General features: G+C 73.8%; 20 protein-coding genes. 16 read left to right on the plus strand and 4 right to left on the minus strand.

Going from position 1 to position 23,509, the window contains the following annotated elements; translation table 11 throughout:
- The first annotated feature begins 96 nt into the window (after positions 1–96).
- The 6 genes from ACRAKJ_RS06450 to proB all read left to right on the plus strand — a co-directional run bounded on the left by ACRAKJ_RS06450 (position 97) and on the right by proB (position 7,996).
- Positions 97–828: a TIGR03936 family radical SAM-associated protein gene (locus tag ACRAKJ_RS06450; protein WP_438919213.1), complete on the plus strand. Its 732-nt coding sequence runs from the start codon at positions 97–99 to the stop codon at positions 826–828.
- 191 nt (positions 829–1,019) lie between these two features.
- Positions 1,020–4,076, plus strand: a complete 3,057-nt coding sequence (locus tag ACRAKJ_RS06455) for a translation initiation factor IF-2 N-terminal domain-containing protein (protein ID WP_438919212.1) — start codon at positions 1,020–1,022, stop codon at positions 4,074–4,076.
- 604 nt (positions 4,077–4,680) lie between these two features.
- Positions 4,681–4,995: a 50S ribosomal protein L21 gene (gene rplU / locus ACRAKJ_RS06460; protein WP_438919211.1), complete on the plus strand. Its 315-nt coding sequence runs from the start codon at positions 4,681–4,683 to the stop codon at positions 4,993–4,995.
- 14 nt (positions 4,996–5,009) lie between these two features.
- Positions 5,010–5,273, plus strand: a complete 264-nt coding sequence (gene rpmA / locus ACRAKJ_RS06465; RefSeq protein ID WP_306747174.1) for a 50S ribosomal protein L27 — start codon at positions 5,010–5,012, stop codon at positions 5,271–5,273.
- A 102-nt stretch (positions 5,274–5,375) separates the two neighbouring features.
- Positions 5,376–6,869 carry a GTPase ObgE gene (gene obgE, locus ACRAKJ_RS06470; RefSeq protein WP_438919210.1) on the plus strand — a complete coding sequence of 498 codons (1,494 nt, stop codon included), beginning with the start codon at positions 5,376–5,378 and terminating at the stop codon, positions 6,867–6,869.
- A 14-nt stretch (positions 6,870–6,883) separates the two neighbouring features.
- Complete coding sequence (gene proB, locus ACRAKJ_RS06475) at positions 6,884–7,996, plus strand: glutamate 5-kinase (RefSeq protein ID WP_438919355.1); 1,113 nt, start codon at positions 6,884–6,886, stop codon at positions 7,994–7,996.
- Here the strand turns inward: proB and ACRAKJ_RS06480 are convergent.
- The 3 genes from ACRAKJ_RS06480 to ACRAKJ_RS06490 are packed head-to-tail and all read right to left on the minus strand — an operon-like array spanning position 7,993 to position 11,928.
- Positions 7,993–9,258, minus strand: coding sequence for an MFS transporter (locus ACRAKJ_RS06480; protein ID WP_438919209.1), 1,266 nt, complete (start codon positions 9,256–9,258; stop codon positions 7,993–7,995). The genes proB and ACRAKJ_RS06480 overlap by 4 nt on opposite strands.
- Positions 9,259–9,316: 58 nt before the next feature.
- Positions 9,317–9,853 (minus strand): GNAT family N-acetyltransferase, encoded by a 537-nt coding sequence (locus tag ACRAKJ_RS06485; RefSeq protein ID WP_438919208.1) that lies wholly within the window; start codon positions 9,851–9,853, stop codon positions 9,317–9,319.
- On the minus strand, positions 9,850–11,928 hold the full coding sequence (locus ACRAKJ_RS06490; protein WP_438919207.1) for a RecQ family ATP-dependent DNA helicase: 2,079 nt from the start codon (positions 11,926–11,928) through the stop codon (positions 9,850–9,852). Before ACRAKJ_RS06490 ends, ACRAKJ_RS06485 begins: the two co-directional genes overlap by 4 nt.
- Before the next feature lie 80 nt (positions 11,929–12,008).
- Here ACRAKJ_RS06490 and ACRAKJ_RS06495 point away from each other — a divergent pair, with 80 nt between their 5' ends.
- The 10 genes from ACRAKJ_RS06495 to ACRAKJ_RS06540 all read left to right on the plus strand — a co-directional run bounded on the left by ACRAKJ_RS06495 (position 12,009) and on the right by ACRAKJ_RS06540 (position 22,263).
- Positions 12,009–13,283, plus strand: coding sequence for a glutamate-5-semialdehyde dehydrogenase (locus tag ACRAKJ_RS06495; protein WP_438919354.1), 1,275 nt, complete (start codon positions 12,009–12,011; stop codon positions 13,281–13,283).
- Positions 13,284–13,403: 120 nt separating this feature from the next.
- A complete protein-coding gene (locus ACRAKJ_RS06500) occupies positions 13,404–14,582 on the plus strand; it encodes a cytochrome P450 (RefSeq protein WP_438919206.1) in 1,179 nt (392 codons plus the stop codon).
- Positions 14,583–14,587: 5 nt separating this feature from the next.
- Positions 14,588–14,809 (plus strand): 4Fe-4S domain-containing protein, encoded by a 222-nt coding sequence (locus tag ACRAKJ_RS06505; protein WP_438919205.1) that lies wholly within the window; start codon positions 14,588–14,590, stop codon positions 14,807–14,809.
- A 198-nt stretch (positions 14,810–15,007) separates the two neighbouring features.
- On the plus strand, positions 15,008–15,601 hold the full coding sequence (gene nadD, locus ACRAKJ_RS06510) for a nicotinate-nucleotide adenylyltransferase (protein ID WP_438919204.1): 594 nt from the start codon (positions 15,008–15,010) through the stop codon (positions 15,599–15,601).
- A gap of 69 nt (positions 15,602–15,670) precedes the next feature.
- A complete protein-coding gene (rsfS, locus tag ACRAKJ_RS06515) occupies positions 15,671–16,093 on the plus strand; it encodes a ribosome silencing factor (RefSeq protein ID WP_438919203.1) in 423 nt (140 codons plus the stop codon).
- On the plus strand, positions 16,090–16,704 hold the full coding sequence (locus tag ACRAKJ_RS06520) for a histidine phosphatase family protein (protein ID WP_438919202.1): 615 nt from the start codon (positions 16,090–16,092) through the stop codon (positions 16,702–16,704). The genes rsfS and ACRAKJ_RS06520 overlap by 4 nt, the downstream gene beginning before the upstream one ends.
- Positions 16,701–17,432 carry a diglucosylglycerate octanoyltransferase gene (gene octT, locus ACRAKJ_RS06525; RefSeq protein WP_438919201.1) on the plus strand — a complete coding sequence of 244 codons (732 nt, stop codon included), beginning with the start codon at positions 16,701–16,703 and terminating at the stop codon, positions 17,430–17,432. The genes ACRAKJ_RS06520 and octT overlap by 4 nt, the downstream gene beginning before the upstream one ends.
- Before the next feature lie 11 nt (positions 17,433–17,443).
- Complete coding sequence (locus ACRAKJ_RS06530) at positions 17,444–18,286, plus strand: DegV family protein (RefSeq protein ID WP_438919200.1); 843 nt, start codon at positions 17,444–17,446, stop codon at positions 18,284–18,286.
- Positions 18,287–18,383: 97 nt separating this feature from the next.
- Positions 18,384–19,109: a helix-hairpin-helix domain-containing protein gene (locus ACRAKJ_RS06535; protein ID WP_438919199.1), complete on the plus strand. Its 726-nt coding sequence runs from the start codon at positions 18,384–18,386 to the stop codon at positions 19,107–19,109.
- 349 nt (positions 19,110–19,458) lie between these two features.
- A complete protein-coding gene (locus ACRAKJ_RS06540; RefSeq protein WP_438919198.1) occupies positions 19,459–22,263 on the plus strand; it encodes a DNA internalization-related competence protein ComEC/Rec2 in 2,805 nt (934 codons plus the stop codon).
- On the opposite strand, the gene thrC is transcribed toward ACRAKJ_RS06540, so the two are convergent.
- On the minus strand, positions 22,244–23,506 hold the full coding sequence (gene thrC / locus ACRAKJ_RS06545; RefSeq protein ID WP_438919197.1) for a threonine synthase: 1,263 nt from the start codon (positions 23,504–23,506) through the stop codon (positions 22,244–22,246). The genes ACRAKJ_RS06540 and thrC overlap by 20 nt on opposite strands.
- Positions 23,507–23,509: the final 3 nt, after the last annotated feature.

Below are 23,509 nucleotides of genomic sequence, written 5' to 3' on the forward strand. Positions count from 1 at the left end.
GCGTGGACCGTCGGGTACCCACCCCGCCGTGGTCCACCCGGCAACCAGGGAGCAGCACTGAGCCGCCAGCAGCAGCCCAACCCGTCGGCCGCACCGGTGCAGAAGCTCCGGCTGCGCTACGCCAAGCGCGGACGGTTGCGGTTCACGTCACACCGCGACATCGCCCGCACGTTCGAACGCGCGCTGCGCCGGGCGGGCGTGCCGATGGCCTACTCCCAGGGCTTCAGCCCTCACCCGAAGGTGTCGTGGGTGGGTGCCGCGCCGACCGGCGTGGCGAGCGAGGCCGAGTACGTCGAGGTCCAGGTCGTGGAGGAGGTCGACCCGGAGGCCCTGCGCACCGCGCTCGACTCCGTGCTGCCGCCCGGCCTGGACGTGCTGGAGGTGGTCCGGTCGGCCGGCGGCACGCTGCCCGAGCGGATCGAGGCCAGCGAGTGGCGGGTGGAACTGCCCGGCGTGTCGCCCGAAGACCTGGCCGAAGCGGTCTCCGCGCTCATGGCCGCGGGGTCCGTCGAGGTCGAGCGGTTGACCAAGGACGGCAAGAAGGTGCTCGACGTGCGGCCGGCCGTCGTGTCGGCGCAGGTAGGCGTGCATTCGAGCGATGCGGGACACGATGCCGGGGATTTGTCACAACCGTGTGGGATACTCATGACGGTCGTACGGCAGACAACCCCTACCGTGAGACCCGACGACGTGCTGAGCGCGCTCCGAGTCGTCGCCGACCTGGTTCCGCCGGTGCCCGCGAAGGCGACCCGGATGGCGCAGGGGCGGCTCGACGACGAAGGCGGCCTGGTCGACCCGCTGGCCCTTGACCGGGCGGCGGAGGTCTGACCGGACTGCCGGAGCGGCGCTGACGGCGTCGTCGAGCAGGAGTTATAGGACCTGCTGTGCCGCGCGCCCCCACGGGCGGGCGCCACAGCGCAAGGCAAGGATTCCCGCCGCCAGCCGCGGCGGTGAGTGGACAAGAGAGGCCCCTGCGCGGCCGCGTCGGTTGGGACGCGCCCGGGGGCGGAGGAGCTGCATTGTCGAACACGGAAAAGCCCGCCGGCGCCGCCGGCGGGGGTAACGCCACACCCGGACACCCGGACCTGGGCGACCTGCCCGCCAAGCTGAGGGTGCACGCCCTGGCGAAGCTGCTCGGCGCGAGCAGCAAGGACGTCGCGGCGGCGCTCGCCGACCTCGGCGAACCGGTGCGCAGCGCGCAGTCGAGCGTGAGCCGGGACCTGGCGCTCAAGGTCGCGGACAGCCTGCTGAACTGGGACGACATCGTCACCGGCGAGGTGGACGAGCACACCGAGGCGCCGGTCGCGGTCGCCCGCGACGTGGCGCCGCTGACGCCGCTGTTCGCGCCGCCGTCCGCGGTGTTCCTGCCGCCGACGCCGGTCGTGGTCGAGACCCCGGTGAGCCGGGACGACGACGACCACGAGGACGACGAGGACCAGGACGCCGAGGAGCGCGACGCCGCCGACGACGCCGGTGACGAGGGCGAGGGCCGTCGCCGCCGCCGCCGTGGCCGGCGCGGTCGCGGTCGCGGCAAGGGCGTGGGCGACGAGGCCGGTGGCGACGACGAGCAGGCCGACGAGCCCGCCGAGGCCGAAGCCGAGGCCGACGACGCCGCGGACGACGCGGCCGACGAGGACGGCGGCACGAGCCGTCGCCGCCGTCGCCGTCGCCGCCGCAAGGCAGGCGCGGACGACGAGGCCGCCCCGAACGAGGACGACCCGCCGAACACCGTCGTGCACGTCCGCGAGGTCAGCCGGGACGCCCGCGACGACAAGGCCGACTCCGAGGCCGCGCAGAACGAGGTGCGCAGCGTCCGCGGCTCCACCCGGCTGGAGGCCAAGCGCCAGCGCCGCCGCGACGGCCGCGAGGCCGGCCGCCGCCGTGCCCCGGTGCTGTCCGAGGCCGAGTTCCTGGCGCGCCGCGAGGCCGTCGAGCGCACGATGGTCGTCCGCGAGCGCGGCGACCGCACCCAGATCGGTGTGCTGGAGGACGGCGTCCTGGTCGAGCACTTCGTGACCTCGTCGGGCAGCGGCTCGCTGGTCGGCAACGTCTACCTCGGCCGGGTGCAGAACGTGCTGCCCTCGATGGAGGCGGCGTTCATCGACATCGGCCGCGGCCGCAACGCGGTGCTCTACGCGGGCGAGGTCGACTGGGACGCGGCCGGCCTGGAGGGCAAGGCCCGCAAGATCGAGCAGGCCCTCTCCACCGGCGACAGCGTCCTGGTGCAGGTCACCAAGGACCCGGTCGGCCACAAGGGCGCCCGGCTGACCACGCAGATCAGCCTGCCCGGCCGCTTCCTGGTGTACGTGCCGGGCGGCGGCGCGACGGGCATCAGCCGCAAGCTGCCCGACAACGAGCGCAAGCGCCTCAAGGACATCCTCAAGCGGGTCGTCCCTGAGGACGCGGGCGTCATCATCCGCACCGCCTCGGAGGGCATCGCCGAGGACGAGCTGGGCCGCGACGTCACCCGCCTCCAGGCGCAGTGGCAGGTCATCAAGGACAAGGCGAGCACGCCGAAGGCCCAGGCCCCGCAGCTGCTCTACGAAGAGCCCGACCTGCTGGTGAAGGTCGTCCGCGACCTGTTCACCGAGGACTTCGCGTCGCTCGTCGTCCAGGGCGCCGACGCCTGGGAGACCATCGACGGCTACGTCCGGCACGTCGCCCCCGACCTTCAGGAACGGCTGCGCCGCCACGTGGGCAACAGCGACGCGTTCGTCGAGTACCGCATCGACGAGCAGCTGCTCAAGGCACTGGACCGCAAGGTCTGGCTGCCGTCCGGCGGCTACCTGGTCATCGACCGCACCGAGGCGATGACCGTCATCGACGTCAACACCGGCAAGTTCACCGGATCGGGTGGAAACCTCGAAGAGACGGTGACGCGCAACAACCTGGAGGCGGCGGAGGAGATCGTCCGCCAGCTCCGGCTGCGCGACATCGGCGGCATCATCGTCATCGACTTCATCGACATGGTCCTGGAGTCGAACCGCGACCTGGTGCTGCGCCGGCTGACCGAGTGCCTGGGCCGCGACCGCACCCGTCACCAGGTGGCGGAGGTGACGTCGCTGGGCCTCGTGCAGATGACCCGCAAGCGGGTCGGCACGGGCCTGCTGGAGGCGTTCTCGACGACCTGCGAGCACTGCCGCGGGCGTGGCGTGGTCATGTCGACCGAGCCCGTGCACTCGCACAACGGCGGTGGCGGCAACGGCGGCGGCAACGGCGGTGGCCAGCCCCAGCAGCAACAGCAGCAGGGCGGCGGCCGCAAGTCGCGCCGCGGCAAGACCGTCGAGGCCCCCGAGCCGGTGGCCGAGCAGACCGTCGAGCCGGCCGAGGAGCCGGAGGCCGTCGCCGAGCAGCCCGCGTCGACCGAACCGGTGGCCGCGGCCGCCGTGGTCGAGGAGGAGGCCGCGCCGGAACCCACCAAGCGCGACCGCCGCCAGCGCCGCCGCGCCCGCCGGGAAGCCGGCGCGGTGATCAAGCACGGCGAGGACGCCCAGGCCGACGAGCCCACCCCGGCCGCCACCGAACCGACCACCGGCACCGCCGGTGCCGGTGCCGGTGCCGTCACCGGTGAAGCCGCCACGGCCCAGGCCACCCCCGCTGAGCAGGCACCCGCCGAGCAGGCCCCGTCGTCGCAGCCCCAGGCCGCGCCGACCGAGCCCGCCCAGCAGGCTCCGGCCCAGCAGGAACAGGCCCCGGCCCCGCAGGCCGACGCCGAGCAGGTCGACACCGACCAGCCCGGCGCCGCCCAGCCCGTTGCCGGCCGGCGTGGTGCCGGCCGGCGTGGTGCCGCCCAGCCCGAGGCAGAGCAGGCCGAGCCCGCCCAGCCCCAGGCCGCGCAGGTGCCCGCCGAGCAGCCCGCACAGGCTCCTGAGCCGCCCCAGGCGACCCAGGACCCGGTCGAGGCCGTCCCGGCGCAGCAGACCCAGGAGCCCACTCCGGCCCAGCAGTCGGAGCAGCCCCTGAACGGCCACTCCCAGGAGCCGGCAGCGGCCCCCGCGGTGACCACCCGTCGCCGCACGACCCGCCGCGCGGCCTCCCGCCCCGCCGGCCCGCCGCTGGGCGTCAAGGAGAACTGACCGGACGCACGGGGACGACCGCCACCCGCGGCCGTCCCCGTGCCCCGTCCGGCCTCACCCCGGGCACGTCCCACCCACGCCCGACCCGCCTCGTCCGCGCCGCCTCGCCCACATCGCCTTGCCCGGCCGACCCGCGCAACCCCGCCCACGGAGTCCCGCCCGCACACCCTGCTCACGCGGCCCCATCCCCGCCGCCCCGCCGCAGGGTCGCGCTCGCAGGGTCCCGCTCGCGCAGCCCTCGACGTGCCCCGGGCCGCAACCCGGTTCCAGGTGGACCGGCCTCCCGGGACCGGGTTGTCCACACCCGCGCACAACACCCCCGGAACTGTCGGCCCCCCGTGGTTGGCTATGCGCGAGGGGGCCTCCGCGCAGGGGTACCCCCCGCGCAGCTCCGCCGACCGGCCAGGCCCCTCCGACACCGGCCCTGAGCAGCGCGTTCCGGGCACGACCACCCCGGTTTGACCTCGCTGTCCACCGCCACGTAATCTGTTACGCGGCCCGCCTTCCTGGTGGACCCTGTCGCGCGAAGCCCAGTCCGCTCTTCGTCAGTGGAGTCGAGGCGCGCGCGATCCGTCCCGTCGAGCAGCAGGAGACTTCCGTCCCGATGTACGCAATCGTCAAGACCGGCGGCAAGCAGTACAAGGTGGCTGTCGGCGACGTCATCGAGGTCGAGAAGCTCGAAGGCGAGCCGGACACCGAGATCACCTTCGCGGCGCCGCTCCTCGTGGTGGACGGGTCCGACGTCACCTCCGCCGCCGACGCCCTGGCGAAGTTCTCGGTGACCGGCAAGGTCGTCGAGCAGACCAAGGGTCCCAAGATCCGCATCCACAAGTTCAAGAACAAGACCGGCTACCACAAGCGCCAGGGTCACCGCCAGAAGCTGACCCGCGTCGAGGTCACCGGCATCACCGGTAAGTGAGGATCTGACTAGCCATGGCACACAAGAAGGGTGCATCCAGCTCCCGCAACGGCCGTGACTCGAACCCCCAGTACCTCGGGGTCAAGCGGTTCGGCGGTCAGGTCGTCAAGGCCGGCGAGATCCTGATCCGCCAGCGCGGCACCAAGTTCCACCCCGGCGTCAACGTCGGTCGTGGCAAGGACGACACGCTGTTCGCCCTGACCCCCGGGTCGGTGCAGTTCGGCGTGAAGCGCGGTCGCAAGACCGTCAACATCGTCCCGGTCGAGGTCGCTGCCTGAGGGCAGTCGCCAGACCGCGACGCGTGTACGACCTCCGACGAGGGGCGGGACCGGTGCACTCCGGCTCCCGCCCCTCGTTGCTTCTGCTGAAAGGAAATCCCCGTGTCCCGCTTCGTCGACCGGGTCGTCATCCACGTCGCCGCAGGTGATGGGGGCAACGGGGTCGCCTCCGTGCACCGTGAGAAGTTCAAGCCGCTCGGCGGTCCGGACGGCGGCAACGGCGGCAAGGGCGGCGACGTCGTGCTGGTCGTCGACTCCCAGGTGCACACCCTGCTCGACTTCCACTTCCGCCCGAACGCCAGCGCCGGCAACGGCAAGGGCGGCCAGGGCGGCAACCGGGACGGCGCGAACGGCGGCGACCTCGAACTGCGCGTGCCCGACGGCACCGTCGTGCTCACCCCAGAGGGTGAACTGGTCGCCGACCTCACCGGTGAGGGCACCCGCCTGATCGCGGCCCAGGGCGGCCGCGGCGGCCTCGGCAACGCCTCGCTGGCGTCCAAGGCCCGCAAGGCCCCCGGGTTCGCGCTGCTCGGCGAGCCGGGCGAGTCGCACGACCTGGTGCTGGAGCTGAAGTCCGTCGCCGACGTGGGCCTGCTGGGCTTCCCGTCCGCGGGCAAGTCGTCGTTGATCTCGGTGCTGTCCGCGGCCAAGCCGAAGATCGCCGATTACCCGTTCACCACGCTCGTGCCGAACCTGGGCGTGATCACCGGCGGCGAGACCATCTTCACCATGGCCGACGTGCCCGGTCTGATCCCGGGCGCCTCCGAGGGCAAGGGCCTCGGCCTGGACTTCCTGCGGCACATCGAGCGCTGCGCGGTGCTCGTGCACGTCGTGGACTGCGCGACCTACGAGCAGGACCGCGACCCGCTGTCGGACATCGACGCGCTGGAGCAGGAACTCGCGAAGTACACGCCGTCGCTGGCCGACGACCTGGCCGAGCGGCCGCGCGTGGTGGTGCTGAACAAGATCGACATCCCGGAGGCCAAGGACCTGGCGGAGATGGTCCGCCCGGACATCGAGGCCCGCGGCCTGCCGGTGTTCGAGGTGTCCACGGCCAGCCGCGAGGGCCTGCGCGAGCTGACGTTCGCCCTGGCCCGGGTCGTCGAGGAGTACCGGGCGTCCAAGCCGGTGCAGGAGTCGACGCGGATCGTGCTGCGGCCCAGGGCCCTGGACGACGCGGGCTTCACCGTGATCGAGGACCCGGAAACGCCCGGCGGGTTCATCGTGCGCGGCGAGCGGCCCGAGCGCTGGATCAGGCAGACCGACTTCTCCAACGACGAGGCCGTCGGCTACCTCGCCGACCGGCTCAACCGCCTCGGCGTGGAGGAAGTGCTGGTCAAGAAGGGCGCCGAGCCGGGCTGCCAGGTCACCATCGGCGAGCTGGTGTTCGACTGGGAGCCGACCACGCCCGCCGGCATCGCCATGACCATGACCGGTCGCGGCACCGACGCCCGGCTGGAGGCCAACAACCGGGTCGGCGCGTCCGAGCGCCTGGCGGCGAAGAAGGCCCGGCGCATCCCCGGCGTCTACGACGAGAGCGACTTCGACGGCGGCGGGTTCGACCGCGGCGGGGTCGACGACGAGGACGACGAGTGATCGGGTCGGCGACGGTGTCCCAGGCCCGGCAGGCCGTGTCCGCGGCCTCCCGGGTCGTGGTGAAGGTCGGGTCGTCGTCGCTGACCACCGCCGCGGGCGGGCTCGACCCGACGCGGTTGGACGCCCTGGTCGACGCGGTCGCCGCGCGGTGCGCCGCGGGCAGCCAGGTGGTGCTGGTGTCCTCGGGCGCCATCGCGGCCGGCCTGGCGCCGCTGGGCGTGACCAGGCGGCCCCGCGACCTCGCCACCCAGCAGGCCGCGGCGAGCGTCGGCCAGCTGGCGCTGGCGCACGCCTACGCCTACTCGTTCGGCCGCTACTCGCTGACCGTCGGCCAGGTGCTGCTGACCGCCGACGACGTGGTGCGGCGCGCGCACTACCGCAACGCGCAGCGCACGTTCTCCCGGCTGCTGGCGCTGGGCGCGGTGCCGGTGGTGAACGAGAACGACACCGTCGCCACCGAGGAGATCCGGTTCGGCGACAACGACCGGCTGGCCGCCCTGGTGGCGCACCTCGTCGGCGCGGACGCGTTGTTCCTGCTGTCGGACGTGGACGCCCTCTACGACGGCGACCCGCGCAAACCGGGCGCGCGCCGCGTCACGGAGGTCGCCGGGGCGTCCGACGTGGACGGTGTGCGGGCCGGTTCGGTCGGCGCGTCGGGGCTCGGCACCGGCGGCATGGCGTCCAAGCTCGCGGCGGCCCGCCTGGCGGCGTCGGCGGGCATCCCGGTGCTGCTGGCCGGTGCGACGGACGCCGCGCGGGCGTTGAGCACGGCGGACGTCGGCACGGCGTTCGCGGTCACCGGCCCGCGCCTCTCGGCCCGGCGCTTCTGGCTGGGGCACGCCGCCGGCGCGACCGGCAGGCTCGTCCTCGACGACGGCGCGGTGGCGGCCGTCGTGGGCCGGCGGCGGTCGCTGCTGGCGGCCGGTATCACCGGCGTCGAGGGTTCGTTCGACGCCGGTGACGTGGTGGAACTGGTCGACCTGTCGGGGCACGTGGTGGCGCGCGGCGTCGTCGCGTTCGACGCCGCCGAACTGCCCGCCCTGATCGGCCGGTCGAGTCACGACCTGCCGGCCGAGCAGCGCCGCGAGGTCGTGCACGCCGACGACCTCGTGCCCCTGCGGGCTTAGCGCAGTTCTTTGCCCTTCGTCTCCGGCATGCCGAGGATGACGAAGAACGCGATGACGGCGGCGCCCGCGACGTAGAAGAAGAACGTGGTGCCCGGCAGCCACTGGATCACCAGCGGCGCGGTGCCGCCGAACAGCGCGACGGTCAGGTTGTACCAGGAGCCGATGCCCAGCGCCCGCAGCTCCGTGGGGAACAGCTCGCTCATCACCGCCGGCGCCACCGACGTCATCGCCGTGTAGATGCCGGAGCCGATGCAGAACACCAGCAGCAGGTTGCCCACGCTCGGCCCGATCAACGTCGACAGCGGCACCACCAGCAGCGCCGTCGCGCCCGCCCACACCAGCAGCTGCGGCTTGCGGCCGTACTTGTCCGCCAACGCGCCCATCGGGTACTGCAGGGCGATGAACATGACCGTCGCGATCGACAGCGCCAGGAACACGTCCACCGGGTTCGCGCCCCGCTTCGACACCGCGAACGGCGTCAGCGCGCTGAAGAACGTGTAGTAGCACAGCGTCGACAGCATCGTGAAGCCCACGAGCCGCCCGACCGCCTTCGGGTGCTCCCGCAGGGTCACCAGCAGCGGGTTGCGCAGCGCCTTGGCCTTTGCCTTGTTCTGCTCGAACTGCTCGGTCTCCTCCAGGCTGCGCCGCAGCCACAGCCCCACCAGGCCGAGCGCGCCGCCGACCAGGAACGGGATGCGCCAACCCCACGACGAGAGCTGCGCGCTGTCGAGGGAGCGGGCCATGAAGAACCCGAGCAGCGACGCCGTCAGCACCGAGATGCCGGTGGAGATGTAGAAGAACGACGAGTACCGGCCGCGGCGGTGCGGCGGCGCGATCTCCGCCAGGTACGCCGACGCGTTCGACACCTCACCGCCCACCGACAGGCCCTGCGCCAACCGGGCGAGCAGCAGCAGGACCGGTGCCAGCCACCCCACCTGCGCGTAGGTGGGCAGCAGCCCGATCGCCACCGACCCGGCCGCCATCAGCACGATGGTCAACAGCATCGCCGCCCGCCGCCCGCGCAGGTCGGCGAACCTGCCGAGCAGGTACCCGCCCAGCGGCCGGAAGAAGAACGCGAGGGCGTACGCGGCGAACGTGTTGATCAGCGCTAACTGCGGGTTGTCCTTGGGGAAGATCTGCGTGGCGAAGTAGATGCTGAAGGTGGCGTAGATGGTCCAGTCGTACCACTCGATGGCATTGCCGATCGAGGCTGCGACGAGCTTGCGCACGGGTAGGCGTTCTTTGGTCTCCACGGCGGACATGCGGGGACCGAACCACAACGACACCGAAGCCGGTAGTGGCGATGCCGAACTGTCGTATTCAGATGCTCTTACCCCTCCATTCCTCTGCCAATACGGCGAACAGCAGGTCATCGGTCCATTCGCCCTTGTGCCACGTCGCCTTCACCCGATGGCCCTCTCGGCGGAAGCCCAGACGGGTCAGCAACCGCGCCGAACGGTCGTTCCGCGCGTCGCACTCGGCCGTCACCCGGTGCAGACCCCGGTCGGTGAACAGGTGCTCCACCAGGCGGCTCACGGCTTCCGCCGCGTAGCCGAGCCGCTGGTGCTCCCGCGCCAGCGTGTAGCCGATCTCCGCCTGGAGGCGGTCCTCGCGGAGGTTGACACCGACGTCGCCGACGAGCGTCCCGCCCACGTCGACGGCGTACTGGTACCACCCGATCCCGGCCGGGTCGAGCGCCGAGACCTCCCGGATGAACTCCCTGGCCTGCATCAGGGAGAACGGCGCGTCCCACCCCTGGTAGCGCGCCACCTCGGGGTCGGACCGGTAGGCGGCGAACGCCGGCGCGTCGGCCATGGTGAACGACCGCAGCACCAGCCTGGTCGCGACCAGCGTCATGCCGTCACCGCCAGTGCGAACGGCAACACCGCCGACGCCCCCGCCCGCCGCAACGACCGGGCCGCCACCGTCATCGTCCAGCCGGTGTCGACCTGGTCGTCCACCAGGAGCACCGGACCGTCCACAGCGGACAGGTCCGGCGTCTCGCCCTCGCGCACCAGCCCCGCCAACCGCTGCGCGCTGTTGACCCGGCGCGTGGCCTCGCCCAACCACACCCGGCCCAGCAGCGGCAGCCTGCCGACCGACGCGATCCGCTCACCGAAGCTGCCCACCAGCTCCGGCCGCGTCCGCGACCCGACCGTCACCACGCCCACCGGCCGTTCCGCCCAACCCCACGAGGACAACACCTTCACGCAGGCGGCGAAGACGTCCTCCGGGATCGCCTGGTCGGGTTCGGCGAACAGCGACCGCAACCGGTTGCCCCAGCCGATGTCGGTCAGCCGCCCCAACGCCCACCCCGTGGACGCCATCTCGCCGGCCGGGATGCGACCCGAGAGGGACACGCCTGCCGAGGCCATGCCCGTCGGCCACATCTTGCGCGGCTCCACCTCCACGCCCGGCCGCAACAACCGCTCCCGCGCCGCCGAGGACGCCGCCTCCGAGACCTCCGCCGACGGCCGCTCGCCCGTGCAGTTGTCGCACCGCCCGCACGGCGCCGCGTGCGGATCGTCCAACTGCCGCAACAGGAACTCCATGCGGCAACCGTCGGTGGCGAGGTAGTCGAGCACCGCCCGTTGCTCGACCTCGCGCGCCGCCGCGATCCGCTCGTACCGCTCGGCGTCGTAGGACCACGGCCGCCCCGTCGACACCCAGCCGCCGCGCACCCGCCGCACGGCGCCGTCCACGTCCAGCACCTTCAGCACGACTTCCAGCCTGGTGCGGGACAACTCCACTATGGGCTCCAGAGCGGCGGTTGACATCGCTCGATCAGGTGAGAGTGCGTCGAGCACCTGACGCACCACCCGTTCCGGTGGGAACGCCAGGGACGCGAAGTACGCCCAGATGTCGCGGTCCTCCGGGCCGGGCAGCAGGAGCACCTCGGCCCGCTCCACGCCACGCCCGGCGCGGCCGATCTGCTGGTAGTAGGCGATGGGGGAGGGCGGCGCGCCCAGGTGCACCACGAACCCCAGGTCCGGTTTGTCGAAACCCATGCCCAGCGCGGAGGTCGCGACCAGCGCCTTGACGCGGTTGGCGAGCAGGTCCTCCTCGGCGCGCTGCCGCTCCGCCGGGTCCGTGCGCCCCGAGTACGCCGCCACCTCGAAGCCGCGCGAGCGCAGGAACGCCGCCGTGTCGTCCGCCGCCGCCACGGTCAGCGCGTAGATGATCCCGGAACCGGGCAGCGTCCCCAGCCGCTCGGCCAGCCACCCCAGCCGCGCCTCCGCGGTCGGCAGCCGCACCGCCGCCAACCGCAGGCTCTCGCGGTCCAGCGGGCCGCGCAGCACCAGCGCGTCCGTGCCCGCGCCCAGCCCGAGCTGCTCGGCCACGTCGCGCACCACGCGGTCGTTCGCGGTCGCCGTGGTCGCCAGCACCGGCACGCCCGCGGGCAGTTCGGTGAGCAGCGTCCGCAGCCGCCGGTAGTCGGGCCGGAAGTCGTGGCCCCAGTCGGAGATGCAGTGCGCCTCGTCGACCACCAGCAGCCCGGCGGACGCGGTCAGCGACGGCAGCACGGTGTCGCGGAAGTCGGGGTTGTTCAGCCGCTCCGGCGACACCAGCAGCACGTCGACGTCGCCGGAGGTGACCCGGTCCTGCACGTCCTGCCACTCGTCGGTGTTCGCGGAGTTGATCGTCGCCGCGTGCACGCCCGCGCGCGCCGCCGCGTCCACCTGGTTGCGCATCAGCGCCAGCAGCGGCGACACGATCACCGTCGGGCCCTCGCCCAGGGACCGCAGCAGCGCCGTGGCGATGAAGTACACCGCCGACTTGCCCCACCCGGTGCGCTGCACCACCAGCGCGCGCCTGCGTTCGGCCACCAGCGCCCGGATCGCGGTCCACTGGTCGTCCCGCAGCACGGCCCGAGGACCTGCCAGTGCCCTCAGCCGTTCCTCGGCCAGTTCGCGGAGCGCGTTGTCGTCCATGTCGCCCACTCTGGCAGAGACCGCCGACGGTTTCCGGTCCGCGAGAACCTCGGCGACAGCCACGACCGGGTGACCGTAGGCTGAAAGCCGTGACTGACGACCTGCGCGAACAGGTGCACGCCGCGGCCCGCCGCGCCCGTGTCGCCGCCAACGACCTCGTCCTCGCGACCCGTGAGCGCAAGGACGCCGCCCTGCACGAGATGGCCGCCGCGCTGCGCGCCCGGGCAGGCGAGGTGCTGGAGGCCAACGCGAAGGACCTCGAAGCGGGGAAGGCCACGGGCCTGTCCCAGGGCCTGCTGGACCGGCTGGCGCTGTCCGAGGCGCGCGTCGAGGGCGTGGCCCGGGGCCTGGAGACGGTGGCGGGCCTCACGGACCCGGTGGGCGAGGTGCTGCGCGGCTCGATCCTGCCCAACGGCCTGGAGCTCAAGCAGGTCCGCGTCCCGATGGGCGTGGTGGGCATGGTCTACGAGGCGCGCCCGAACGTCACCGTCGACGCGGCCGGCCTCGCGCTGAAGTCCGGCAACGCGGCCCTGCTGCGCGGCTCGTCCTCCGCCGAGCACTCGAACACCGCGCTCGTGGTGGTCCTGCGCGACGCCCTGGAGACCGCCGGCCTGCCCGCGGACGCCGTGCAGCTGCTCCCGTGCCACGACCGCGCGTCGGTCACCCACCTCATCACCGCCCGCGGCCTGGTCGACCTGGTGATCCCGCGCGGCGGCGCGGGCCTGATCGACGCCGTGGTGCGGCAGGCGACCGTGCCGACCATCGAGACCGGCGTGGGCAACGTGCACGTCTACGTGGACGCCTCCGCCGACCTCGACATGGCGCAGCGCATCGTCCTCAACTCCAAGACCCGGCGCACCAGCGTGTGCAACTCCGCCGAGTCGCTGCTGGTGCACGCCGCCGTGGCCGACGAGTTCGTGCCGCGCATCACCGACGCACTGCACGCGCAGGACGTCACCGTGCACGGCGACGAGCGGTTCGCCCGCGACCCGCGGGTGCGCGCGGCCACCGACGAGGACTGGGGCACCGAGTACCTGTCGCTGGACATCGCGGCCCGCGTGGTCGACTCGATCGACGAGGCCATCGAGCACATCGCGGTCCACGGCTCCGGGCACACCGAGGCCATCGTGACGAGCGACCTGGCGGCCGCGCGCCGGTTCACCGCCCGGGTCGACGCGGCGGCGGTCATGGTCAACGCCTCGACCGCGTTCACCGACGGCGGCGAGTTCGGCATGGGCGCGGAGATCGGCATCTCCACGCAGAAGCTGCACGCGCGCGGCCCGATGGGCCTGGCCGAGCTGACCTCGTCCAAGTGGGTGGTCTGGGGCGACGGGCACGTGCGGTCGAGCTCCTGACGAGGGGCTGCTGCGGCGGCTCCTCCGGGGCCGCCGCCGAACGCGCCGGACTCGGTTGACGGTCCGTAGCGACCTCCCTACTGTCGGGAAGCGAGCGACCGCTTGCTTGGGGGTTAACCGATGGAGACCAGGTCCTACCCGTTCGCCGAACCAGACGACCTCACGCTCAACCCCGCCTACCTCGAACTCCAGCGCGACGAACCGGTCGCCCGCGTCCGCCTGCCGTTCGGCGGCGACGCGTGGCTGGCCACCAGGTACGACGACGTCAAGACCGTGCTCGCCGATCCCCGCTTCAGCCGTGCGGCGGCGCTGAACGCCGACGTGCCGCGCACGCTGCCGAACATCCAGACCGACTCGAACATCCTGACCATGGACCCGCCTGACCACACCCGGTTGCGCAGGCTCGTCGCCAGGGCGTTCACCGCCCGGCGGACCGAGCAGCTGCGCGAGCGCGCGCAGGAGGTCGTGGACGGCCTGCTCGACGACGTGGAGGCGCAGGGACCGCCGGTCGACCTCGTCGAGGCGCTGGCGATGCCGCTGCCCATCACGATCATCTGCGAGATGCTCGGCGTGCCCGTCGAGGACCGCGGCAGGTTCCGCGGGTGGTCGGACGCGGCGGTCGCGATCACCGCCTTCGAGCCCGCCGAGATCATCGCGGCCGGCGAGGCGCTGCGCGACTACATCGCCGGCCTGGTGCGGAGCAAGCGCGAGCGGCCCGCCGACGACATGCTGTCCGCGCTGGTCGCGGCGCACGACGTGGACGACCGGCTCGACGAGCAGGAGCTGGTCTCGTTCGGGGTGGCGCTGCTGGTCGCGGGCCACGAGACCACCGCGAACCAGATCGGCAACTTCGTCGTCACGCTGCTGCGCAACCCGGACAAGGTCGCCGAGCTGCGCGACGACCCGTCCCTGCTGCCCGCGGCCGTCGAGGAGCTGCTGAGGATCACGCCGCTGGGCGGCTCGGCGGGCTTCCCGCGGATCGCCACGGAGGACGTCGAGCTGTCCGGCGTGACGATCGCCGCCGGCGAGGCCGTGTTCGTCAACAACGTCGCCGCCAACCGCGACCCGTCGGTGTTCGAGCGCCCCGGGGAGATCGACTTCCGCCGCGAGCACAACCCGCACATCATGTTCGGCCACGGCGTGCACCACTGCATCGGCGCGCCGCTCGCGCGGATGGAGCTCCAGGTCGCCCTCGGCAGCCTGCTCAAGCGGTTCCCGACGCTCCGGCTGGACGGCGACGTGCGGCTCAAGCGGGGCAGGCTGATCCGGGGTCCGCAGTCCCTGATGGTGAGGTGGTAGCCCGCATGGGTGACTGGACGGTCGGGGTCGACCGGGACGCCTGCATCGGCACGGGCATGTGCACGTCCACCGCGCCGGGGCACTTCCGGCTGGTGGACGGCCTGTCCGCGCCGATCAGCGAGTCCGTCGGAGCCGACGACGCCGTGCTCGACGCGGCCGACTCGTGCCCGATGGAGGCCATCCTCGTCCGCGACTCGACGGGGTCGGTGCTCGCGCCGCGGGATTGACCCGCGAAAAGATCTTCCACCGATCGCGTCATGGGTGAGCACGCAGCGCGTTCCACCGCCGTGCGGCCTTGCTTCGGGGTGGGCCGCACGCCTCGGCAGCGGCCCACTCCCCCAGGGCCGCGACCGGGACGGGTGCGCGGGCGGTCTTCCGGGGAGCGACCGGCCGCCCGCGCACCACCGGAACTACGCTCACGTCCCATGTCCAACCGCCGGATCGGCGTCATGGGTGGCACCTTCGACCCGGTGCACCACGGCCACCTCGTCGCGGCCAGCGAGGTGCAGGCCCGCTTCGACCTCGACGAAGTGGTCTTCGTCCCCACCGGTCAGCCCTGGCAGAAGAGCGAGCGCGAGGTCAGCGCCGCCGAGGACCGCTACCTGATGACGGTCATCGCCACGGCCTCCAACCCCCGCTTCTCGGTCAGCCGGGTCGACATCGACCGGGGCGGCCCCACCTACACCGTCGACACGCTCGCCGACCTCAAGCTCGCCCACCCCGGCGCGGACCTGTTCTTCATCACCGGCGCGGACGCCCTGGAGCAGATCCTGTCGTGGCGGCGCGCGGACGACGTGTTCGCCCTCGCGCACTTCATCGGGGTCACCAGGCCGGGCTACGAGCTGGTCGACACGCACCTGCCGCCGGGCGCGGTGTCGCTGGTCGAGGTGCCCGCGATGGCCATCTCGTCGACCGCCGTCCGCGCCCGCACGGCGTCCGGCCTGCCCGTCTGGTACCTCGTCCCGGACGGTGTCGTCCAGTACATCTCCAAGCGCCGGCTTTACTCGATGCCGGATTAATCGCGGTCGCCGGTACCCTCATTGACTCGTGCGGGCGTATAGGCGTCCGCCGAGGTGATGAGGAGTGACGTGGCAGCCACCGACGAGGCACGACGGTTGGCGCTGGTCGCCGCGAACGCGGCGGCGGACAAGAAGGCGCACGACGTGATCGTGCTCGACGTGTCCGACCAGCTGGTGATCACGGACGCGTTCGTGATCGCCTCCGCCCCCAACGAGCGGCAGGTCGGCGCGATCGTGGACAACGTCGAGGAGAAGTTGCGGGAGACCGGTCGCAAGCCGGTCCGCCGCGAGGGCGCGCGCGAGGGCCGCTGGGTCCTGCTGGACTTCGTGGACGTGGTCGTGCACGTCCAGCACGTGGAGGAGCGCACCTTCTACGGCTTGGAGCGGCTGTGGAAGGACTGCCCGCGCATCGAGTTCGACGCCGGCCCCGCGTCGGCCGACGACGAGGTCGACGTGGTCGACGACGATGCCGACGAGGTCGCCGGGGCATGACCCTGAACCGGCTCGTGCTGTGGCGGCACGGTGAGACCGACTACAACGCGACCGGGCGCATGCAGGGCCACCTGGACTCGGTGCTCACCGAAACCGGGTGGAACCAGGCGCGGTTCGCGGTGCCGGTGCTCACCGGGTTCGCGCCCGAGCTGGTGGTGGCCTCCGACCTGCGCCGGGCGCAGGACACGGCGACGGTGTTCACCCGGGCGACCGGGGTAGCGCTGCGCGTCGACGAGCGGCTGCGCGAGACCAACCTGGGCAAGTGGCAGGGGCTGACCTCGGTCGAGATCGAGGCCGAGTGGCCGGGCTCGCTCGACGCGTGGCGCGCCGACGGCACCCTGGCGCCGCCGGACGGCGAAACGCGCGTGGAGGTCGCCGAGCGCGCGCTGGCCGTCGTGCACGAGGTGGACGAGGAGTTCACCGGCACGGTGATGCTGTGCGCGCACGGCGGCCTGATCAGCGCGCTGACCGGCCGGCTGCTGGACCTGCCGGTGGACCGGTGGGCGCTGCTGGGCGGCATCGGCAACTGCCACTGGACGGTGTTCACCCGCCGGCCGGACGGCGACGGCCGCTGGCGGCTGTCGTCGTACAACGCCGGAAGCACGCGGTGAGGCTGCTCGTCCTCGGCGACTCGCTGACGTTCCACGGGCCGCGCGGGCCCCTGCCCGCCGACCACCCGCGGCTGTGGCCGAACGTGTGCGCCTCGGCGCTGGGCGGGCACGCGGAACTGGCGGCGGGGTTCGGCTGGACCGCGCGGGACGCCTGGTGGTCGCTCACCGGCGACCCGCGCGTGTGGTCGCTGCTGCCGCGCACGGACGTGCTGGTGCTGGCCGTGGGGCACATGGACACGCTGCCCTCCCCGTTGCCGACGTTCCTCCGCCAGGGGCTGCGCTACCTGCGGCCGGACGCGCTGCGGCGGCGGGCGCGCACGGCGTACCGGACCGCCCAGCCGGTGCTGTCGCGGCTGCTCGGCGGGCGTCCGGTGGCGTTGCCGCCGCACCTGACCGTGCGGTACCTGGACGACTCCGTGCGCGCCGTGCGCGCGCTCGAACCCGGCATCCGGGTCGTGGGGATGACGCCCTCGGTGCACCGCTCCCCGGCGTACGCGGAGGTGCACACCGGGCGTGCGGCGGCGGAGCGCGCGCTGCGGACGTGGGCGGCCGGCGCGGACGTGCCGCTGCTCGACGTGCCCGCGTTCGTCGGCGAGCACGTGCGGTCGCGGCGCGGCAACCCCGACGGCATGCACTGGGGCTGGGAGGGGCACGAGCTGGTCGGAAAGGCGATGGCCGAACTCGTCAGGACCGTGGCGGTCGGCCACTCCACCCGGACGGAGCCGTAGGCTCGGCCCCCGTGTCCACCACGATCGTCACCGACTCCACGGCGTACCTGCCCGAGGGGTTCGCCGAGCGGCACGGCATCCGGGTCGTCCCGCTGCACGTCGCGGTGGACGGTCGCAGCAGGCTGGACGGGCTGGACTTCGGGCCGGCGGAGCTGGCGGAGGCGCTGGGCGAGCACCGGCGCGTGACCACCTCCCGGCCCACGCCCGGCGAGCTGGCCGAGGTGTACCGGTCCGCGCTGGACGGCGGCGCCGAGGCCGTGGTGTCGGTGCACCTGTCCCGGGAGCTGTCGGGCACCTGGGAGGCCGCGCGGCTGGCCGCGGAGGAGGTCGACCCGGACCGGATCAGGGTGGTCGACTCACGCGCGACCGGCATGGGCCTCGGGTTCACCGCCCTGGCGGCCTGCCTCGCCGACGGCGGCGGGGCGGGCGCGGAGAAGGCGGCGGTCGCGGCGGCCTCGCGGATCAGGATGTTCTTCTGCGTGGAGACCCTGGACCACCTGCGCCGGGGCGGCCGGATCGGCGCCGCGGCGGCGCTGGTGGGCACCGCGCTGGCGGTGAAGCCGCTGCTGCACGTGGACGACGGGCGGATCGTGCCGCTGGAGAAGGTGCGCACCACGGGGCGCGCGATCGGCCGCCTGGTGGACCTGGCCGCCGAGGCCGCGGGGCCCGGACCGGTCGGGCTGGCCGTCCACCACCTGGCCGCGCCGGAGCGCGCGGCGGAGCTGGCGACGCGGTTGGACGAGCGCGTCCCCGGATCGACCGGGTGCCTGATCTCCGAGGTGGGAGCCGTGATCGGCGCGCACACAGGGCCCGGTGTGCTGGGCGTCGTGGTGCTGCCCGGCGGGGTCACCTGACCTCTTCAGCCATCTCGTTTATCCATCTCGGACCAGTTGTCCACAGGTTCGGAACTCGTCCTCGCGCCGTTGCTCCACCCGGCCTAGCGTCGATCGCATGTTCGACACGAAACCGGAAACCCCGCAGGCCCGGCTCCAGGCGTTGATCAGCCGCAACCGCGGCAAGCACCGAGCACCGGACGCCGAGACGCTCGTGTTCGTCTCGGCCGACGACGTCGCCGGGCCGCCACCACCGCTCGCCGGGCTGCTGCGCCGCCTGCTGCCCGCGTCGTCCGCCCCGCCCCGGCGCCTGGTCGTGCTCGCCGGCGTGGTGGCGGCCGTGGCGCTCGTCGTCGCGCTCGCCCTGTGGTGGCAGCGCCCCGTGGCCGAGTCCCCACCGGACCTCCCGGTGGCGGAGGCGGCCGCCGTCACCCAGGTCGAGCAGCAGCTCGTCGTCGACGTCGTCGGCCTGGTGCCCACACCCGGCCTGGTCACCGTCCCCAGTGGAGCCAGGGTGGCCGACGCCCTGCGCGCGGCGGGCGGCCCCCAGCCCGGCGCCGACCTGAGTCCGCTCAACCTCGCCCGCAAGGTCACCGACGGCGAGCAGATCGCCGTCGGGGTTCCCGCGCCCCACGCGGGCGGCACCGCCACCGAACCGCTCAACCTCAACACCGCGACCGAGGAACAGCTCGACACCCTGCCCGGCGTGGGGCCGGTGACGGCGCAGCGCATCGTCGACCGGCGGCAGAAGCGCGGCCCGTTCACCTCGCTCGACCAGCTCGGCGAGATCGAGGGGATCGGTGACGCGAAGCTCGCCAAGCTCACCGAACTCGTCCGCCTCTGACCCCGCCCGCGCCGTCCCGCGCCCCAGCCGTCCCGCCGCCACTGTCCCGCCGCCGTTGTCGTCCTGCCCGGAGCACCACCATGCCCGCCCCACGGCTCGCCCTCGTCCCACCGCCCAGCCCTGACACCGGCTCCCGCCGCCGAGAACGGAGGTCGCCCCTCGACCGTCCCCGCACCACCGGAGGTGTGCCCGCCCGCCACCTCGTCCCCGTTCCGACCCACACCCAGGACAGGAGGGTGCCCATCCGAATCGTTCGTGCCACCCGCCCATCACCGACACCGCTCCCACGGCGCCCACCGCCCGGAACGCGTCGCCACCTCACCGCCGTCCCGTCCCGGTGGGTGGGGTCGTGAGCCCCCGCGCGCACCTCGTCCCGGCCGCGCTCGCCGTGTGGGCCACCGCCCTCGCCGGTCTGCTGTGGACCTGGTGGGCGGCGGTGGTGGTCGGCCTGGTGGCCGCCGCAGTCGGCGGTCTGGCGCTTCGCCCGTGGCGCCAGGCGGCACTGGCGGTGGTGGTCACCGGGCTGGCGGCGGCGTGCTGGATCGGCCTCCAGGTCCACGCGTCGGCGCACCACCCCCTGCGGTCGCAGGCGGAGCGGGGCGGGACCACCACGCTGGAGGTCGAGCTGGACGAGCGGCCACGAGGCGTGCGCACCAGCGGGTTCGGGTCGCGGGCGGGCGGCGTCGACCTGGTGGTGGCGAGGGCGACGCTCGACGACGGCGGCCGGGTCGTCCTGCTCGCCCCGGCGCAACGGTGGCAGGAGCTGCTGCCGGGGCAGCGCGTCACGGCCAAGGGCGGTCTCGCCCCGCCTCGCGGCCGTGAGCTGGCGGTCGCCGTGCTCAGGGTCCGCGGACCCCCGGTGGCGGTGACCGCAGCACCGGTGTGGCAGCGCGCCGCCGAAGGGCTGCGGGCCGGGTTGCGGGAGGCGAGCACCGCCCTCGACCCCGAACCGGCCGGGCTGCTGCCCGCGCTGGTCGTGGGGGACACCTCCACCCTCGCGCCCAGGGTGGTGGAGGAGTTCCGCACGGCCGGCCTGGCCCACCTGCTCGCGGTGAGCGGCGCGAACCTGGCGATCCTGTGCGGCGCCGTGCTGCTGGTGCTGCGGCTGGTGCGGGTCGGTCCACGCGGGTGCGCGGCGGGCGCGATGGTCGCGCTGGTGGGTTTCGTCCTGCTGGCGGGGCCCGAGCCGAGCGTGCTGCGGGCGGCCGTGATGGGCGCGGTGGCGTTGCTGGGTCTGGTGCTGGGGCGGGAGAAGTCGGCGTTGCCCGCCCTCGCGGCGGCCGTGGTGGTCCTGGTGCTCCACGACCCGGACCTGGCGACCGCGCCGGGCTTCGGCCTGTCCGTGGTGGCCACGGCCGCGCTGGTGCTGCTGGCGCCGGGATGGTCGGCGGCACTGCGGGCGCGCGGGGTGCCGGCGGGGCTCGCCGAGGCGCTGGCGGTGCCGGTGGCGGCGAACCTCGCGACCGCGCCGCTGGTCGCCGGGTTCGCGGGGCAGGTGAGCCTGGTGGCGGTGCCGGCGAACCTGCTCGTCGCGCCGGTGGTGGCGCCGGTGACGGTGCTCGGTGTGGTGGCGGCCGTGCTGGCGCCGGTGCACGGGGCGGCGGCGCGGCTGGTGGTGGAGGTCGCGGGTCCGGCGGTGTGGTGGCTGGTCGCCGTGGGTCGGCAGGCGGCGGCCGTGCCGGGCGCGGCGGTGGACTGGCCCGAGGGCTGGGCCGGTGGGGCGTCGCTGGCCGCGACGGTGGTGCTCGGGTGCCTGCTCGTGCGGGCGCGGCGGGTGCGGGCGCTGGTCGTGGCGGGCGTGGTCGGCGCGGTGCTGGTGGTCGTGCCGCTGGGCGTGGTCTCGCCCGGCTGGCCGGTGCCGGGGTGGTCGGCGGTGGCGTGCGACGTGGGGCAGGGCGACGCCGTCGTGCTGGCCACCGCCGACCGCGACCGGGCGGTGCTGGTCGACACCGGGCCCGACCCCGGACCGGTGCTGTCGTGCCTGCGGCGGCTCGGGGTGCGGCGTGTCCCGCTGGTGGTGCTGAGCCACCTGCACGCCGACCACGTCGGCGGGCTGGCCGCGGTGCTGTCGGAGCGGGAGGTGGGCGCGGTGGCCGTGGGGCCTTCGCGTCGGCCGGGGTGGGCGTGGGAGGAGGTGCGGGCGCGTGCGCGGGCGGCGGGGGTCCGCGTGGTCGAGCTGGGCGCCGGGCAGCGGGTGAGCTGGCCGGGACTGGACCTCGACGTGCTGGGACCGCGAGCGGCCCCGGTGGGGGAGACCAACACGGCGGTCAACGACGCGTCGCTGGTGCTGCGGGCCACGACCGCGGCCGGGCGGGTGCTGCTGACCGGCGACGTCGAGCTGGCCGGGCAGGCGGACCTGCTCGGCGGGCACGTCGACCTGAGGGCCGACGTGCTCAAGGTGCCGCACCACGGGTCGCGGTACACGTCGCCGGCGTTCCTGGAGGCAGTGCGGCCCCGGGTGGCGTTGGTGAGTGTCGGGGCGGGCAACCGCTACGGCCACCCGAGCGGGGTGCTGGTCGACGCCCTGACCCGGCAGGGCGCGCTGGTGCTGCGCACCGACCGGGACGGCGACACCGCCGTCCTCACCGGCCCGGACGGGCCGCGGGTCGCCCGCCGGGGCGGCCCCGACCACGAAGCAGGAGGGGATCACCATGGGCGGGAACGACAGGAACGACGTGTGGGTCAGGCTGCGCACGGGGTGGCGGCGGTCCGGTGGCGACCGGGCCGTGGGGTGGGCGCTGTGGCAGCGCGGCTACACCGCCCACCCGTGGCCGCGCGACGAGCTGCGGCCCTCGTTCGCCTATTACGTGTGCGAGGAGCTGCCCGCCGGTGGGCGGGGGATCGTCGCGCGCGCCACCGTCACCGGCGTGGTGCGGACCGCCGAGGTCGACTCCGCGGACTCGGCGTACCGGCTGGTCGCCGACGCGTTGTTCGACGACGACCTCGCCATGGCCCCGGAGGAGTGGTACGCCGAGCGCTACAACCGGCAGAAGGCGGCGCGGCCGTGGCCGCAGCTGCTGACCGCGTGGCGCGTGGTCACCGAGCAGGTCGGGCCGCAGGAGCTGCCCGAGCTGACCGCGTTCCCGCGCACCGGGTGGTTGCGGTCGGGGAGGGTCGCGCTGTGAGCGCCCCGGTCAGGATTCGAGGGCCTTGAGCACGGCCTCCGCCGACGGCGGGACGTTGGCCTTCGGGCCGACCCGGTCGCCGAGCGCGTCGAGGGTCTTGAGGCCGTCGCCGGTGATGAGCAGCACGGTCTCGCCGTCGGGGTCGAGCCGGCCCGTTTCGATGAGCTTCTTCGCGGTCGCCACGGTCACACCGCCCGCGGTCTCGGCGAAGATGCCCTCGGTGCGGGCCAGCAGCCGGATGCCCTCGATGACCTCCTCGTCGGTGACGTCCTCGATGGCGCCGTTGGTGCGGCGCACCGCGTCGAGCACGTACGGGCCGTCGGCCGGTGCACCGATCGCCAGCGAGCGGGCGATGGTGTCCGGGCGGACGGGGGTGACCACGTCGCGGCCGGCCTTGAAGGCCGCGGCGACGGGGGAGCAGCCGGTGGCCTGCGCGCCGAACACCCGGTACGGGGTCTGCTCGACCAGGTCGAGTTCGCCCAGTTCGCGGAACGCCTTGTCGACCTTGGTGAGCTGGGAGCCGGAGGCGATGGGGACCACGATCTGGTCGGGCAGCCGCCAGCCGAGCTGCTCGGCGACCTCGTAGCCGAGCGTCTTGGAGCCCTCGGCGTAGTAGGGGCGGACGTTGACGTTGACGAACGCCCAGTCCTCGTGCTCGGCGGCCAGTTCCTGGGCGAGCCGGTTCACGTCGTCGTAGTTGCCGTCGACGGTGATCAGGTTGCCGCCGTAGACGGCGGTCATGAGGATCTTCGCCCGCTCCAGGGAGGAGGGCACCAGGACCACCGACTCCCAGCCCGCGCGGGCCGCGGCGGCGGCGACGGCGTTGGCGAGGTTGCCGGTGGACGGGCAGGCGAGGACCTTGAAGCCGAGTTCGCGGGCGGCGGCGAGGGCGACGCCGACGACGCGGTCCTTGAACGAGTGGGTCGGGTTGCCGGTGTCGTCCTTCACCCAGACCTTGCGGACGCCCAGGGCCTTGGCGAGGCGGTCGGCCTCGACGAGGCGGGTGCCGCCGGGGTCGGTGTTGGGGTGCGACTCGACGGTGGAGGGCACGGGGAGCAGGCCGCGGTAGCGCCAGATCGACCGGGGGCCGGCCTCGATGTCCTCGCGGCGGACCCGGCCGAAGTCGTAGGCCACTTCCAGCGGCCCGAAACACTCGAGACAGGCGTATTCCGGGGCGAGCGGCGTCTGGTGCCCGCACTCGCGGCAGGACAGGGCGCGAGCCGGACCGAGGTCGAAGGAGGTGGTGGCCGAGGGCACACTGACAGCAGTCATCGC

It is taken from the genome of Saccharothrix sp. DSM 118769 (assembly GCF_052936295.1).

Excerpts from the sequence above, each read along its gene's own strand:
- rplU (WP_438919211.1), top strand. The coding sequence starts at position 4,681 with ATGTACGCAATCGTCAAGACCGGCGGCAAGCAGTACAAGGTGGCTGTC.
- rpmA (WP_306747174.1), top strand. The coding sequence starts at position 5,010 with ATGGCACACAAGAAGGGTGCATCCAGCTCCCGCAACGGCCGTGACTCG.
- ACRAKJ_RS06480 (WP_438919209.1), bottom strand. The coding sequence starts at position 9,258 with ATGTCCGCCGTGGAGACCAAAGAACGCCTACCCGTGCGCAAGCTCGTC.
- ACRAKJ_RS06485 (WP_438919208.1), bottom strand. The coding sequence starts at position 9,853 with ATGACGCTGGTCGCGACCAGGCTGGTGCTGCGGTCGTTCACCATGGCC.
- ACRAKJ_RS06490 (WP_438919207.1), bottom strand. The coding sequence starts at position 11,928 with ATGGACGACAACGCGCTCCGCGAACTGGCCGAGGAACGGCTGAGGGCA.
- ACRAKJ_RS06500 (WP_438919206.1), top strand. The coding sequence starts at position 13,404 with ATGGAGACCAGGTCCTACCCGTTCGCCGAACCAGACGACCTCACGCTC.
- ACRAKJ_RS06505 (WP_438919205.1), top strand. The coding sequence starts at position 14,588 with ATGGGTGACTGGACGGTCGGGGTCGACCGGGACGCCTGCATCGGCACG.
- nadD (WP_438919204.1), top strand. The coding sequence starts at position 15,008 with ATGTCCAACCGCCGGATCGGCGTCATGGGTGGCACCTTCGACCCGGTG.
- ACRAKJ_RS06520 (WP_438919202.1), top strand. The coding sequence starts at position 16,090 with ATGACCCTGAACCGGCTCGTGCTGTGGCGGCACGGTGAGACCGACTAC.
- ACRAKJ_RS06535 (WP_438919199.1), top strand. The coding sequence starts at position 18,384 with ATGTTCGACACGAAACCGGAAACCCCGCAGGCCCGGCTCCAGGCGTTG.
- thrC (WP_438919197.1), bottom strand. The coding sequence starts at position 23,506 with ATGACTGCTGTCAGTGTGCCCTCGGCCACCACCTCCTTCGACCTCGGT.